Below are 15,043 nucleotides of genomic sequence, written 5' to 3' on the forward strand. Positions count from 1 at the left end.
GGGGGAGAATCCGTTGAAGTACGATCATAAACAAGTCGAAAAAAAGTGGCAGGACATCTGGGACGAGGCGCACTGCTTCGAGGCTGAGAACGGCAGCGACAAGGAGAAGTTTTACGCGCTCGTCGAGTTTCCGTACCCGTCGGGACAGGGGCTGCATGTAGGCCATCCGCGTTCCTATACCGCGCTGGATATCGTCGCGCGCAAAAAGCGCATGCAGGGATACAACGTCCTTTACCCGATGGGATGGGATGCGTTCGGCCTGCCGACCGAGAATTACGCGATCAAAAACCACGTTCATCCGGCTGAGGTGACCAAAAACAACATCGCCCGCTTTAAGGGACAGCTCAGGGCGCTCGGCTTGTCGTTCGACTGGTCGCGCGAGATTAATACCACCGACCCGAATTACTACAAGTGGACCCAGTGGATCTTTCTGCAGCTTTTCAAGAAGGGCCTAGCGTACAAGAAGGAAATGAGCGTCAACTGGTGTACCTCCTGCAAGTGCGTGCTGGCAAACGAGGAGGTCGTCAACGGCGTGTGCGAGCGCTGCGGTAGCGAGGTCGTCCACAAGACCAAGAGCCAGTGGATGCTTGCCATCACCAAGTATGCGCAGCGCCTGATCGACGATTTGGACGACGTGGACTTCATCGATCGCGTCAAGGTGCAGCAGAAAAACTGGATCGGCCGTTCGACCGGCGCGGAGGTCGATTTCAAGACCACCGAGGGTGATACGCTGACCGTTTACACCACCCGTCCGGACACCCTGTTCGGAGCGACCTATATGGTTATCTCGCCCGAGCATCCAGCGGTCGAAAAGTGGGCGGGCAAGCTGGCCAATATCGACGAGATCCATGCCTACCGCGAGGAGGCTGCCCGCAAGTCGGACTTCGAGCGAACCGAGCTGAACAAGGACAAGACCGGCGTTAAGCTCGACGGCGTGGCGGCGGTCAATCCGGTGAATGGCCGCGAGATCCCGATCTTCGTGTCGGATTACGTTCTGATGGGCTACGGCACGGGCGCGATCATGGCTGTGCCGGCGCATGACGACCGCGACTGGGAATTTGCCAAAAAGTTCGGCTGTGAGATCATCGAGGTGGTTTCCGGCGGCGAGAATGTGCAGAAGGCTGCTTTTACCGCCAAGGACGAAACCGGTATCCTGGTCAATTCGGAGTTCCTCAACGGAAAGACGGTCAAGGACGCCATTCCGGCGATGATCGCTTGGCTGGAGGAAAAGGGTATTGGCCGCGCCAAGGTGCAGTATAAGCTGCGCGACTGGGTGTTCTCCCGCCAGCGCTACTGGGGCGAGCCTATCCCGCTGGTACACTGTGACAAGTGCGGATGGGTGGCGATCCCGGAGGAGCAGCTGCCGCTTGAGCTGCCCAACGTACACACCTACGAGCCGACCGACAACGGCGAGTCCCCGCTCGCGCACATGACCGACTGGGTCAACACCACCTGCCCGTGCTGCGGCGGCCCCGCTAAGCGCGAGACCGACACCATGCCCCAGTGGGCGGGTTCGTCCTGGTACTTCCTGCGCTATATGGACCCGCACAACGACAAGGCGCTCGCGTCTAAGGAAGCGCTCGAATACTGGTCCCCAGTGGACTGGTACAACGGCGGCATGGAGCACACCACGCTCCACCTGTTGTACAGCCGCTTCTGGCACAAGTTCCTCTATGACATCGGTGTGGTGCCAACCAAGGAGCCATATGCCAAGCGTACCAGCCATGGCATGATCCTGGGCGAAAACGGCGAGAAGATGTCCAAGAGCCGCGGCAACGTCGTTAATCCGGACGAAATTGTAGAGACCTACGGCGCGGACACCATGCGCCTGTACGAAATGTTTATCGGCGACTTTGAGAAGGCCGCGCCGTGGAGCCCTAAGTCGATCAAGGGCTGCCGCCGTTTCCTCGAGCGCGTATGGGCGCTGGTGGAAAAGGTGCAGGAGGGCGATGCCTACTCCAAGCAGCACGAGGTACTCATGCACCGCACGATCAACAAGGTCGGTGACGACGCGGACAACCTCAAGGCCAATACCGCGATCGCGGCGCTGATGACCATGCTCAACGAATTCTACGACAAAGGCGTCAATAAGGCGGAGTATATGACGTTCCTGACCCTGCTCAACCCCTTTGCGCCGCATATCACCGAGGAATTGTGGCAGCAGATGGGCGGAAAGGGCCTGCTCTCCATTGCGCCGTGGCCGCAGTACGACGAGGCCAAGACGGTCGAGGACACGGTCGAGATGGCGGTGCAGGTCAACGGCAAGCTCAAGTGTACCATCAAACTGCCGGTCGACTGCGACAAGCAGGCGGCGATCGACGCCGCGCTGGCCGAGGAAAAGGTGCAGCACGCGGTCGAGGGTAAGCAGATGGTCAAGCAGATCGTCGTGCCGGGTAAAATCGTCAATCTGGTTGTCCGCTGAACTTTGCTGTTGACACGGACGGTAAAAACAGATATAATATTCTTACGGTTTTTTGTGCTCTGGCGCAGGAGACCGTGCAAAGTGTCCCTCCATAGGGGGACGCGCGGAGGGAGGGAAAACTGTGTCGGAGATCCGCATTAAGGAAAACGAGTCTATTGACAGCGCGCTGCGCCGTTTTAAGCGTTCGTGCGCCAAAGCGGGTACGCTTTCCGAGCTCCGCAAGCGTGAGCATTATGAAAGCCCGAGCGTCAAGCGCCGCAAGAAGTCTGAGGCCGCGCGCGCGAAGAAGAAAAAGTTCAGATAAGATCGGTTAAAGCGCGTTTTCGATCGAACAAAACGTTCCTGAGGGCTTCGGCTGAGGGACGTTCGCAGAAAGATGCCGCAGGAGGTATAACCTCCTGCGGCATCTTTCTGTCTGTAGCCGATGGGCGAAGTTTACAGTTCTTTCAAAGATTCTACAAACTTTAGACATATCGATCGGGTATTCTATTATCAGAGCAAGGGACCCCCCTTTTGACATATACTTCTTCATGGGAAGATAATAAAAATCTGTTCGGCCCTGTGGGACGGAATACCGCGCAGGCTCCCGGACAGTCCACAAACAAGAGGCGGTACCGCCCATTATTATAAAAACGCGCTTTGCAGAGGCAAAGCGCGTTTTTGGTGTGTGCTTATGATAGCGGCGGTTCAAGCCGCCCAGACTGTATAGCAGCGATATTGCGTGCTATGCAATCGCGCGGCCAGTCCCACCAACGGAGCGAAAACAGGGCAGACACCGTGCCGTCATCGAACCTTTGTCGAATGACCCTGGCGGGGACGCCTCCGACAATGGAATACGGCGGCACATCCCTTGTGACTACAGCGCGTGTACCGATTACCGCGCCGTCTCCAATCATAACGCCAGAGAGGAGTACCGTCTCATAGCCAATCCACACGTCGTTTCCGACAATGATACCACCCCCGGTTGTACCAAGCATCGGCTACATTGGACTTGTCCAGACCCCATTCCTCAAAAAACAGCGGGAAGGGATAGGCTGCGAGTGAGCGCGTATGGTTGGTGCTGGCGAGCAGAAAACGGGTTCCGCAGGCAATGGAGTAGTATTTGCCGATTATCAAACGGTCGTGGTTGATGGGATACTGGTACAGCACGTTGTTCCGCCTGAACAGGCGGGGGTCGTTTACAAAATCGTTATATATGGTATAGTCGCCGGCTATAATGCCAGGGCGGGTGGAGACGTTTTTTAGATAGACTATTTGATTGTCACCCGTGCGGGGATAAATGCGGGGTTCCGGAATAGTCACAAAATATCCTCCTGTTAAATGCGATTGAGCAGACTATTCCGGACAGGGCATTCCCGCGCAGTCTGATAGGAGATGGCCGCTGCTTTCGAAAAAACAAGACAGTGCAGGTATATGATTCGCAGGCGGGTTGTCGAAACAGACGGATTTTGTGTCTGATGCAGGCGGTGTGCATGGGTAGATGCAGAAAAGTGATTGAAAAAATCCTGAAAACAGCGTATACTATATTAGTTATGGAATTTAATGAGCCTTAATACAGGAGTTAGGAACGTATATGAGCAAAGCAAAACCGTCTTACGGTAATGAAAGCATTTCCTCGCTCAAGGGCGCGGACCGCGTCCGTAAGCGCCCAGGCGTGATTTTCGGGTCGGATGGTCTGGAGGGCTGTGAGCACGCGGTGTTCGAGATCCTCTCCAACTCGATTGACGAAGCGCGCGAGGGCTATGGCAGCGAGATCGTCACCACCCGATACGCGGATGGCTCGATCGAGGTCGCGGACCACGGCCGCGGCATTCCAGTGGAGTGGAATGAAAGCGAGCAACGGTATAACTGGGAGCTGGTGTTCTGCGAGCTGTACGCGGGCGGCAAATACAAGAACGACACTGGGGAGAACTACGAGTTTTCGCTCGGCCTTAACGGCCTGGGTACCTGCGCGACCCAGTACTCTTCGGAATATATGGATGTGACGGTCGTCCGCGACGGGTTCGAGTACACCCTGCATTTTGAAAAGGGCGAAAACAAAACCGGCACCAGAGAGGGCTTTGTCAAATCGCCCACGACCAGCAAAAAGACTGGCACCACCATCCGCTGGAAGCCCGACCTCGAGGTGTTCACGGATATCAACATTCCGGTGGAGTATTATCTGGATACGCTCAAGCGGCAGGCGGTGGTCAACAGCCATGTGAAATTTGTGCTGAAAAACCAGTCCGGCGGCAAGTTCGAAACCACCGAGTTTTTGTACCAGAACGGCATTGTGGATTATGTGACCGAGCTTGCGGGCGAGAACCCGCTGACCTCAGTGCAGTTCCTAGAAAGCGAGCGCCGCGGCCGTGACCGCGCGGACAAACCGGAATACAAGGTCAAGCTGTCGTGTGCGTTCTGCTTCTCGTCCGCGGTGTCGCAGATCGAGTATTACCACAACTCGTCCTGGCTGGAGCACGGCGGCGCGCCGGATAAGGCGGTGCGCTCGGCGTTTGTCTCCGCAATCGATGCCTACCTTAAGCAGAACGGCAAATATAACAAATCCGAAAGCAAGGTCACGTTCCAGGACGTGATGGACAGCCTGGTGCTGGTGACCAACTGCTTTTCCACCCAGACCTCGTACGAGAACCAGACCAAAAAGGCCATTACCAACAAGTTCATCCAGGAGGCGATGACCGATTTCCTCAAGCAGGGGCTGGAAATCTACTTCATCGAGAACAAGGCCGAGGCGGACAAGATCGCCGAGCAGATTCTGATTAACAAGCGCAGCCGTGAGCAGGCGGAAAAGGCGCGCCTGAACATTAAAAAGAAGCTGTCCGGCAATATCGATCTCGCTAACCGCGTGCAGAAATTCGTGGACTGCCGCACCAAGGACGTGACGCGCCGCGAGCTGTACATCGTGGAGGGCGACTCTGCGCTCGGTTCGGTCAAGCAGGGGCGGGACAGTGAGTTCCAGGCCATCATGCCCGTGCGCGGCAAAATCTTAAACTGCCTGAAGGCGGATTACGACAAGATCTTCAAAAACGATATCATCACTGACCTTTTGAAGGTACTCGGCTGCGGCGTGGAGGTGCGCGGCAAGGCCAGCCGCGACCTGTCCGCGTTCGATCTGGACGCGCTGCGCTGGCGGCGCATCATCATCTGCACGGATGCGGATGTGGACGGCTTCCAGATCCGCACGCTGATCCTGACCATGCTGTACCGGCTGGTGCCGACGCTGATCGAGCAGGGGTATGTATATATTGCGGAGTCCCCGCTGTATGAGATTACGCACAGGGACAAGAGCTATTTCGCGTTCGACGAGAGCGAAAAGGCCGCGATCCTAAAAAAACTGGAGGGCAAAAAGGTGCTTATCCAGCGCTCCAAGGGTCTGGGCGAGAACGAGGCCGACATGATGTGGGAGACCACCATGAATCCCGAGACCCGCCGCCTGATCCGCATTACGCCGGACGAAGCACAGGCGACCAGCGAGATGTTCGACCTGCTGCTGGGCGATAACCTGTCTGGCCGCAAGGAGTATATCGCGGAGAACGGGGCGCAGTATTTGGAGCTGGCGGATATTTCGTAACAAAAGGGGAGCAGGGGGGGAGTGATGGGACGTTTTCCGCAGATGGATGGGCTGCGCGCGGCCGCGGCCATGGCTGTTGTAATGCTCCATACAACGGCGGGGGCGGCCGGATGGCCGGAGGTTTGCTGCAATCAGCTTGCGCGGTTTTCCGTGCCGCTTTTTCTGATGCTTTCCGGCCTCGAATATGCAAAAGTGTACGCGTAAGGTGGGCGAGTGTATACGGGGAAGGGCACACTCGGCTTGGAAACGGCTGAAGCGGGTTCTGCCCGCGTACCCCGTCTGGTCGGCGGCTTATCTGCTGCTTGAAGCGGCTGCCGGCGTTTCCTATCTCGCCGACAGTATGATTCCTCCCGTGGACGGTGTTCTATGTGGGCGGGGCGCTGTTCCGGCGGCAGGTGGAGAGGGGGATGCCGCGGCTTTCCCTTTGTGTATGGCTGGGACGGCGAGCGCTGCCGCCGTACTGGGGACGGCAAAGCTGCAGCCCGTTGTGCGTGCGCTTTCGCTCCGGCCGGATATTACGGCATATGCCTTTACCTCTTTTCTGCTGCTGTGGGCGCTGTGCAGCCTGCCGCGGGATGTTCCGCGGCACGCCCGCGCAGTTAGCCGGTTATCCTTTGGACTTTATCTGTCGCATCTGCTGGTACTGCGCCTGTGGATAGAATGGACGACGCGTCGGCCAAAGGTGATGTACCTGCGGTTTGGGCAGCTTTGGCTGCTGGTGTTCGCCGGCGGGCTGCTGATTGCATCCGTGCTGGCCATTCTGCCGCACGGTAGTCTGCTGGGCGGCGCGCCGTGTAAAAATACGAAACAAACGGAGGGCCAGAATGGCGAAAAAACCTGAGATAAAACAATATAAGGAGCATCCCTCGGTGGACCAGCGCATCACGGACACGCTGCGCGAAAACTACATGCCGTACGCAATGAGTGTTATCGTCTCGCGAGCGATACCGGAAATCGACGGCTTCAAGCCCTCGCACCGCAAGCTGCTGTACACCATGTACAAGATGGGGCTGCTGAACGGCAACCGTACCAAGTCGGCCAATATCGTCGGCTCGACCATGAAGCTCAACCCGCACGGCGATGCGGCGATCTACGAGACCATGGTGCGCCTGACGCGCGGCAACGAGGCGCTGCTGACCCCGTTCGTGGACAGCAAGGGCAACTTCGGCAAGGTGTATTCGCGCGATATGGCCTACGCCGCGCCGCGTTATACCGAGGCTAAGCTGGATGCGTTCTGCGCTGAGCTGTTCCGCGATATTGATACGGACGCGGTCGATTTCATGGACAACTATGACGGCACGATGCAGGAGCCGACGCTGCTGCCGACCACCTTCCCCAATATCCTGGTATCGGCCAATACGGGCATCGCGGTCGGTATGGCTTCGAATTTCTGCGGTTTTAACTTGGGCGAGGTGTGCCGCACCACGATCGCGTATATCAAGGATCCCGCGCACGACCTGCTCTCCACCCTGCCCGCTCCCGATTTTTCGACCGGCGGCGAACTGATTTACGATGAAGCCGAGATGCGTGCGATTTACGAGACCGGCCGCGGCTCGTTCAAGGTGCGCGCCAGGTGGGCGCATAACAAAAAGGAGAACCTGATCGAGATCACCGAGATCCCCTATACGACGACCATTGAGGCGATTATCGACAAGATTGCCGAGCTGGTCAAGTCCGGCAAGGTGCGCGAGATTGCGGACGTGCGCGATGAGACCGACCTTTCCGGCTTAAAGATCGCCATTGACCTCAAGCGCGGCGCCGATCCGGACAAACTGATGGTGCGGCTGATGAAAATGACCCCGCTGATGGACAGCTTTTCCTGTAACTTTAATGTGCTGATCGGCGGCATGCCTCGCGTGCTGGGTGTGCGCGAACTGCTGGACGAGTGGACGGCCTGGCGTACCGAATGCGTTCGCCGCCGCGTGTTCTTCGACCTGAACAAGAAAAAGGACAAGCTGCACCTGCTGCACGGCCTGCAGAGGATCCTGCTCGACATCGACAAGGCGATCCAGATCATCCGCGAGACCGAGGAGGACGCCGAGGTTATTCCCAATCTGATGATCGGCTTCGGCATCGATCAGCTCCAGGCCGAGTTCATTGCAGATATCCGCCTGCGCAACATCAACAAGGAATATATCCTCAAACGAACGCAGGAGACCGAGGCGCTCGAAAAAGAAATCGCCAGGCTCGAGGAGATCGTAGGTTCCAATGCCAAGATCCGGAATATTATCGTCAAGGAACTGGAGCAGGTTATCAAGAAATATCCATCCGAGAGGAAGACCAGCCTTGTGACCGCAGGGGCGGTGCAGGAGTTCGATGCGGAGGACCATATCGAGGACTACCCCGTGCTACTGTTCCTGACGCGCGAAGGGTATTTCAAGAAGATCACGCCGCAGTCCTGGCGCATGTCGCAGGAGCATAAGCTCAAGGAGGGCGACGAGGTGGCCTGGCAGGCCGAGGCGACCAACAAAGCGGAGATTATCTTCTTCACCAATTTGCAGCAGGCGTATAAGGCGCGGCTGTATGACTTTGACGACTGCAAGGCCTCCGTGCTGGGCGATTATCTGGCCGCCAAGCTGGACATGGAGGACGGTGAAGCACCGGTGTATGCCCTGTTGCCGGGCGACTACAAGGGCAGCATGGTCGTCGTTTTCCAGAACGGCAAGGCCGCGCGCTTCTCGCTCGAGTCGTTCGAGACCAAGACCAACCGCCGCCGCCTGACAGGTGCGTATTCGGGCAAGTCACCCGCAGTGGCGTTCTTCCATCCGGTCGACGAGGAAACCGAAATCACCATGTTTTCCACCGCGAACCGTGCGCTGACGTTCCGCGCGGGCATGCTGGATATCAAGACCAGCCGCTCGACGCAGGGCGTGCAGGCGATGGTGCTGCGCGGCAAGCACACCATTACGCGCGCTTGTCGCATGGAGGATGCGGGCCTGACCGACAACGGCCGCTACCGCTGCCGCAGCATCCCGTCCATTGGCGCGCTGCTGACCGACGAGGATTTGCCGGAGCAGCAACTTAAGCTGTAAGTCTTTATCGTCCGAAAAACCGGACAGAGGGAGAGTTATGAATATTTTAGACGTGATGACCGCGAACGAAGGCTACTGCGCGCGGCATACCGATACGCCGCTTGCGCTGCAGGACCGCGCCAAGCTGCTGTGCTGGCAGTACAACCAGACTCGGCCGGACGAGGGGGAGCGCCGTGCGGCGCTGCTGCGCGAGCTGTTCGGAGACTGCCATCCGCTGACGTTTATCGAACCGTCGTTCCGCTGCGATTATGGCTTTAATATCCATACCCACGGTTTGACCGTCATCAACTATAATTGTGTTATTTTAGACACCTCGCCCGTACACATCGGCGAAAATGCGTTTATTGCCCCCGGGGTCTGCATCGCCTGCGCGGGGCATGCAGTGGACGCGGCGCAGCGTGCGGCCGGTATCGGCACCTCGCGCCCCATCACGATCGGGCCGGACGTGTGGATTGGCGCGAACGCCACGATCTGCGGTGGTGTGACGATTGGCGCGGGCAGCGTGATCGGCGCGGGCAGCGTAGTGACGCGCGATGTGCCGGCGGGCGTGATTGCGGCGGGCAGTCCATGCCGTGTGCTGCGGCCGGTCACCGAGGCGGATCGGGTGGAACCGCTTCGACTGTGAGCGACGCTTGCGTTTTGCTTTCGCACTGTGCTATAATAAACTTCACAAGAAAGGGGAGGTTTCCTGATGATCAATCAGAGCATGGCCGCGCTGGGAAACAACCGTTCGACCATCCGCGAGCTTTTTGAATATGGAAACAGCCGCGCCGCAGTCGTGGGGCGGGAAAACGTATTTGATTTTTCAATTGGCAACCCAAATGTACCCGCGCCCGACGCGGTGCGCCGGGCGATTCTGGAAGAGACGGCGGGTGATCCGGTCGCCTTGCATGGGTATACCTCCGCGCAGGGCGCGGCGGATGTGCGCAGGACGTTGGCCGACGACTTGAACCGCCGGTTTGGAACCGACTATACGGGTGACTGCCTGTATCTGACTGCGGGGGCGGCGGCGGCGCTGTCATGCGCGTTCCAGGCGATCGCTTGCCCAGGGGATGAGTTTATCGTGCTGGCGCCGTATTTTCCGGAATATAAAATGTTTATTGAAAGCGGTGCTGGGGCGAAATGTGTGGTCGTCCCGCCGGCTGTTCAGGATTTCCAGATCGATTTTGCCGCGCTTGCGCAGGCGTTGAATGCGCGTACCAAAGCGATCGTGATCAACTCGCCCAATAATCCGTCAGGCGCGGTGTATTCCGAGCAGACCATTCGGCGGCTGGCCGGCCTGCTGGCTGAAAAGGAGGAGCAATACGGACATCCGATCTATCTGGTGTCGGATGAGCCCTATCGGGAGATTATTTACGATGGGATCGAAGCGCCGTTCGTCCCACAGTACTATGAGAATACGATCGTCTGCTATTCCTACTCCAAGTCGCTCTCCCTGCCGGGCGAGCGCATCGGCTATGTGCTGGTTCCGCCGCAGGCGGCGGACAGCGCCGACCTGTATGCTGCTGTATGCGGCGCGGGACGCGCGCTGGGCTATGTGTGCGCGCCCAGTCTGTTCCAGCGTGTAGCGGCGCGCTGTGCGGGCCAGACAAGCGATATTACGGTCTACCAAACCAACCGCGATCTGCTTTATAACGGCCTTACGGAAATGGGCTACCGCTGTGTCAAGCCGCAGGGAGCGTTTTACCTGTTCCCGCAGACTCTGGAGCCGGATGACCGTGCGTTCTGTGAGCGGGCGAAGAAATATGATTTGCTGGTTGTGCCGGGGACGGATTTCGGCGCGCCGGGGCATATGCGTATCTCTTACTGCGTGCAGACCGAGACGATCCGCCGCGCGCTTCCGCTGTTCAAAAAACTGGCGGAAGAGTATGGGTGCAAATGAATTATGTAAATTCTACAATAAAGAATTATTTACATTGTGCAAAATGCGAATATAGATTGTGGAGTTCATACAAAAATATTGTTTGCATATTGTATAATATTCATAAAAACTGACGCTTGTTTTTTGTTGCTACTCCCTGTATGATAATAGCGGAGGCCGGAAGAGGGCCGCCGATATTGACAGGAGAGGAGTGATCCGCAGGATGAAATGCTTTTTTAACAATCTGGTAGCAGTCCGCACGATGGAACTGGATACCAACCGGATGAAGCCGGCTGCCCGTCAAGCGCGCCGCACTGCCAAGTAATCGCAATGAAAAATGGCAGCGCGACTGCCGGGGAGCTTGGAAATGAAAAGGAAAGACAGCAGGTAAAAGGCCTTCCGCATGGTTGACGGAAGGCCTTTTTTGTGCCGCTATCCGGAGCGTTTGCCGACAGGAAGAAACTCTGTGCGGAGACGGAAAAATTCCGTGCGTTCGCCGCGCGTTGCCGGCCGGATTTGCTTTTTGCCGCAGTCAGGGCAGGCGGCTTCCCGTTGACTGCCGTAGAACAGATAGTGGCAGTACTTGGTTTGACAGGCATAAATCATAGCACTCACCTCTCCTTGTGTATAGGATAGCAGCAAAGCTGTCCCATAAAACTCCCTTGCTTGCGGGAGCTTGAAAAAAATGCTATACTGTGCTTACGACAATGAGGAGGAAAGACAGAAATGACGGAACAAAAAGGTTCGCTGGTGCGTCAATTATACATGCCTGCGGTATTGTGTACCGCACTCTGGGGCAGCGCGGCGCCATGTATCAAGGCCGGCTATGGATTGTTCGGCATCCAGGCCGGTCAGTCGTTTTCCCAGCTTGTGTTTGCCGGCTGGCGGTTTGCGCTGGCGGGCCTGCTGGTCCTGCTGGTTGCAAAGTGCAAAAAGCACAGGATCATCCCGCGCAGGGAGGAATGGCGGCCGATCCTGTGGATCAGCCTGTTTCAGAGCATGATCCAATACATATGCTATTATATCGGCCTGTCGATGACGACCGGACTGAAAGGTTCGGTGTTATCCGGTACGCAGACTTTTTTTGCGCTCATTTTCGCGCATCTGTTCCTGCGGAACGATAAGCTGAACCGGCAGAAGTCAATCGGCTGCCTGTGTGGTCTGGCGGGGGTGCTGGTGCTCGGCATGGGAGGCTTGAACGGCTTTAACCTGTCGGGGGACGGGCTGGTGCTGCTGTCCGCGGTTTCGTCGGGCGCGGGCGCGCTGGTGTCCCGCATTTTCACGCCCGGCCGCGACCCCATGCTGCTGACCGGCTGGCAGTTGTTCCTCGGCGGATTGGTGCTTTACGGTATCGGCGCTGCCGGCGGCGGCCGGCTGGGAACGGTCAGCCTGCCGGGCGTTTTGCTGCTGGGATATATGGTGGTGCTGTCCGCAGCCGCGTTTACGATCTGGACCGCCTTGCTGGGTAAATTCCCCATCGGCAAGGTCAGTCTGTTCGGGTTCCTGATTCCGGTGTTTGGCGCGCTGTTTTCGGCGGTTGTGCTGGCGGAGGATGTGTTTACACTGCGCAATCTCACGGCGCTGGCGCTGGTCAGCGGAGGCATTGCGATCGCAAACTATGTGCGGACGGATAAAACGGGTGCGGGGCAGGCAGAATAAAGAGAAAAAGGGATTTTCAACATGATTTTTAGCTCGGCGGTCTTTTTGTTCATCTTTCTGCCCGTTGTATTTTTGCTTGACCGTCTGTTCCGCGGCACAAAAGCGAAAAACGCGCTTCTGCTGGCCTCAAGCCTGATTTTCTATGCGTTCGGACAACTGAGATATCTGCCGCTGTTGCTGTTGTCGGTTGCGCTCAATTACGGCTGCGGCCTGCTCGCTGCGGGAAAACGGCCGCGGTTGGGCGTGTGGCTCGCGGCCGCCGGCGGGATCGGCATGCTGGCGGTGTTCAAGTACGCGGACTTTTTGATAGGGACCGGTAACCGCCTGCTGGGGCTGTCCCTCCCGCTGACGGGGATTGCGCTGCCGGTCGGAATTTCGTTTTTTACCTTCCAGGGGCTTTCTTATGTGATCGATGTGTATCGTGACCGGACTGCCGTCTCCCGATCCTTTGTGAAGGTGCTGCTCTATATTTCGTTTTTTCCGCAGCTGATCGCCGGTCCGATCGTCAAGTATCACGACATTGAAAAAGAGATCGACGAGCGCCGCACAACGACGGAAGAGGCCGCGCTCGGCATCCGGCGTTTTATTTGCGGTCTGGCCAAAAAGCTGCTGGTCGCCAACACTATGGGACGGATGGCGGACGCGGTGTTTGCCCTGCCGGCGGGGGAGATCGGCATGCTTGCTGCCTGGATGGGCGCGCTTTGTTATACGCTGCAGATTTATTTTGATTTTTCCGGCTACAGCGATATGGCGATTGGCATGGGCCGGATGTTCGGCTTTCACTTTCAGGAAAATTTTCAGTATCCATATGCCGCTACCACGGTCAAGGAATTCTGGCGCCGGTGGCACATCTCGTTGTCCACCTGGTTCCGCGACTATCTGTATATCCCGCTGGGCGGGAATCGGAAAGGGCGGGGACGCACTTGGGCCAACCGTTTCATCGTTTTTTTCGCGACAGGGCTGTGGCATGGCGCGAGCTGGAATTTCGTATTGTGGGGGCTGTGGCACGGCTGCTTTTCCGTGCTGGAGGACAGCGGTGCGCTGCCGGTCGGCCGGCTACGCGGCAGGTTCCTCGGGCGAGTGTATACCCTGCTGGTCGTGGTGCTGGGCTTTACTCTGTTCCGCGCGGATACATTGGGGCAGGCGGGCGCGATGCTTGCGGCCATGTTTACAGGAGCCGGACTGAACTGGACTGGGACCGCGACTGTATGCTCATTATTGGATCCGGCGTTTCTGTTGACCTTGGTTGTGGCGCTGTTCCTGTCGTTCCCAGCAGCAAAATGTATCAAAATGAAATGGGAAGCGCCGGCCTTTGTCGGGGCGATTGTATTGCTGGTGCTGTGCATGTTTGACCTTTCGGCGGGTACGTTCAACCCGTTCATCTATTTCCGTTTTTAAGGAGGCTGGCATGAAATACCGGATTTTTACAGCGGCGTTCGTGCTGCTCTGTCTGCTCCCAGCGGCCGGCATGCTGTTTTTGCCGCCGACCCAGGCGGCGGGGAATGAAAGGCTGGCGCCAGCGCCGCACCTGAAACAGGAGGATGGGAGCTGGAACACGGAGTTTCTGGGCGACGTGACCGATTATGTGGCCGATCACTTTGCCCTGCGTCAGGAGCTGGTGACCGCGAACGCGTTGCTGCGTACTAAACTACTGGCCAGCTCGCCGGCGGAGGATGTCATTTATGGCAGCGACGGCTGGCTGTATTATGCACAGACGCTGGACGATTACCAGAACCATGCGACGCTGAACGCGCAGGAGCTTGAGCAGATCGCGCGGACCGTTGCGGAGATGCAGGCGTTTTGTCAGGCGCGCGGCGCGCGGTTTTTGTTTACCATTGCGCCCAATAAGAATTCACTGTATCCTGCGCATATGCCTTCGCGCTATTTGGTGAGCGATTCCCAGGGAAATTATGAGCGGCTCCGGCCGCTTCTGGAAGAATACGGCGTACAGTACGCCGATTTGTTTACGTTTTTTGCAAAACAGGAGGAGGTCCTGTATTTGCGGACGGATTCCCACTGGAGCAATCGCGGCGCAGCGCTTGCGCATGATTTTTTGATGCAGTCGCTTGGCCTGCCATATACCTGCTTTGGACAGGCGGCGTACCGCATGGCAAACACCCATCGCGGCGACTTATATGATATGCTGTATCCCAAGGGGACAGCCCTGGAAGAGCAACAGCAGTATCAAACGACGTTTTCCTATGTCAATGAGCCGCGCACAGCGGAGGATATTTTGATACAGACGACGAGCGGGAACGCACAAAACGGGCGTCTGCTGCTGTGCCGCGATTCGTTTGGCAACGCGTTGCACCCATTCCTGGCCGAGGATTTTTCCGAAGCGGTCATCACGCGGCAGATGCCGTACCCGTTGACGCAAGTGCAGGCGGGCGACACGGTGATTGTGGAGATTGTGGAGCGCAATTTATCCAACCTGCTCAAATACCCGCCCGATTTGGGGAACAACCAGGCAGCGGATTCCGTCGAATGAAATAAAGAAACCG

General features: G+C 57.3%; 11 protein-coding genes and 1 pseudogene. 11 read left to right on the plus strand and 1 reads right to left on the minus strand.

All coding sequences use genetic code 11. From position 1 onward, the window contains the following. The first annotated feature begins 13 nt into the window (after window positions 1-13). On the plus strand, window positions 14-2,422 hold the full coding sequence (gene leuS / locus RX717_RS05910) for a leucine--tRNA ligase (protein ID WP_054326128.1): 2,409 nt from the start codon (window positions 14-16) through the stop codon (window positions 2,420-2,422). Window positions 2,423-2,543: 121 nt separating this feature from the next. Further along, window positions 2,544-2,726 carry a 30S ribosomal protein S21 gene (gene rpsU, locus RX717_RS05915; RefSeq protein WP_031472056.1) on the plus strand — a complete coding sequence of 61 codons (183 nt, stop codon included), beginning with the start codon at window positions 2,544-2,546 and terminating at the stop codon, window positions 2,724-2,726. A 367-nt stretch (window positions 2,727-3,093) separates the two neighbouring features. On the opposite strand, the pseudogene RX717_RS05920 reads toward rpsU, so the two are convergent. After that, window positions 3,094-3,724 (minus strand): annotated as a pseudogene (locus RX717_RS05920) (CatB-related O-acetyltransferase). A gap of 271 nt (window positions 3,725-3,995) precedes the next feature. Here RX717_RS05920 and RX717_RS05925 point away from each other — a divergent pair. The 9 genes from RX717_RS05925 to RX717_RS05965 all read left to right on the plus strand — a co-directional run bounded on the left by RX717_RS05925 (window position 3,996) and on the right by RX717_RS05965 (window position 15,030). After that, window positions 3,996-5,990 carry a DNA gyrase/topoisomerase IV subunit B gene (locus RX717_RS05925; RefSeq protein ID WP_107630709.1) on the plus strand — a complete coding sequence of 665 codons (1,995 nt, stop codon included), beginning with the start codon at window positions 3,996-3,998 and terminating at the stop codon, window positions 5,988-5,990. A gap of 24 nt (window positions 5,991-6,014) precedes the next feature. Further along, complete coding sequence (locus RX717_RS05930) at window positions 6,015-6,194, plus strand: acyltransferase family protein (RefSeq protein WP_107630708.1); 180 nt, start codon at window positions 6,015-6,017, stop codon at window positions 6,192-6,194. Between the two features lies 1 nt (window position 6,195). Then, window positions 6,196-6,831 (plus strand): hypothetical protein, encoded by a 636-nt coding sequence (locus RX717_RS05935; protein ID WP_316960617.1) that lies wholly within the window; start codon window positions 6,196-6,198, stop codon window positions 6,829-6,831. Then, window positions 6,815-9,022 (plus strand): DNA gyrase/topoisomerase IV subunit A, encoded by a 2,208-nt coding sequence (locus tag RX717_RS05940; protein WP_107630707.1) that lies wholly within the window; start codon window positions 6,815-6,817, stop codon window positions 9,020-9,022. Before RX717_RS05935 ends, RX717_RS05940 begins: the two co-directional genes overlap by 17 nt. Window positions 9,023-9,059: 37 nt before the next feature. Beyond that, window positions 9,060-9,647: a sugar O-acetyltransferase gene (locus RX717_RS05945; protein ID WP_054326132.1), complete on the plus strand. Its 588-nt coding sequence runs from the start codon at window positions 9,060-9,062 to the stop codon at window positions 9,645-9,647. Window positions 9,648-9,713: 66 nt separating this feature from the next. Continuing rightward, on the plus strand, window positions 9,714-10,904 hold the full coding sequence (locus RX717_RS05950; protein ID WP_054326133.1) for a pyridoxal phosphate-dependent aminotransferase: 1,191 nt from the start codon (window positions 9,714-9,716) through the stop codon (window positions 10,902-10,904). Between the two features lie 705 nt (window positions 10,905-11,609). Continuing rightward, complete coding sequence (locus RX717_RS05955) at window positions 11,610-12,542, plus strand: DMT family transporter (protein WP_107630705.1); 933 nt, start codon at window positions 11,610-11,612, stop codon at window positions 12,540-12,542. A gap of 21 nt (window positions 12,543-12,563) precedes the next feature. Beyond that, window positions 12,564-13,940, plus strand: coding sequence for an MBOAT family O-acyltransferase (locus RX717_RS05960; protein ID WP_107630704.1), 1,377 nt, complete (start codon window positions 12,564-12,566; stop codon window positions 13,938-13,940). A 10-nt stretch (window positions 13,941-13,950) separates the two neighbouring features. Next, window positions 13,951-15,030, plus strand: a complete 1,080-nt coding sequence (locus tag RX717_RS05965) for an alginate O-acetyltransferase AlgX-related protein (RefSeq protein WP_107630703.1) — start codon at window positions 13,951-13,953, stop codon at window positions 15,028-15,030. The last annotated feature ends 13 nt before the right edge of the window (window positions 15,031-15,043 follow it).

Source organism: Intestinibacillus sp. NTUH-41-i26, from assembly GCF_032769475.1.
GTDB lineage: Bacteria > Bacillota > Clostridia > Oscillospirales > Butyricicoccaceae > Agathobaculum > Agathobaculum ammoniilyticum.

Excerpts from the sequence above, each read along its gene's own strand:
- RX717_RS05945 (WP_054326132.1), top strand. The coding sequence starts at position 9,060 with ATGAATATTTTAGACGTGATGACCGCGAACGAAGGCTACTGCGCGCGG.
- RX717_RS05930 (WP_107630708.1), top strand. The coding sequence starts at position 6,015 with ATGGGACGTTTTCCGCAGATGGATGGGCTGCGCGCGGCCGCGGCCATG.
- RX717_RS05955 (WP_107630705.1), top strand. The coding sequence starts at position 11,610 with ATGACGGAACAAAAAGGTTCGCTGGTGCGTCAATTATACATGCCTGCG.
- RX717_RS05940 (WP_107630707.1), top strand. The coding sequence starts at position 6,815 with ATGGCGAAAAAACCTGAGATAAAACAATATAAGGAGCATCCCTCGGTG.
- RX717_RS05925 (WP_107630709.1), top strand. The coding sequence starts at position 3,996 with ATGAGCAAAGCAAAACCGTCTTACGGTAATGAAAGCATTTCCTCGCTC.
- RX717_RS05965 (WP_107630703.1), top strand. The coding sequence starts at position 13,951 with ATGAAATACCGGATTTTTACAGCGGCGTTCGTGCTGCTCTGTCTGCTC.
- RX717_RS05950 (WP_054326133.1), top strand. The coding sequence starts at position 9,714 with ATGATCAATCAGAGCATGGCCGCGCTGGGAAACAACCGTTCGACCATC.
- RX717_RS05960 (WP_107630704.1), top strand. The coding sequence starts at position 12,564 with ATGATTTTTAGCTCGGCGGTCTTTTTGTTCATCTTTCTGCCCGTTGTA.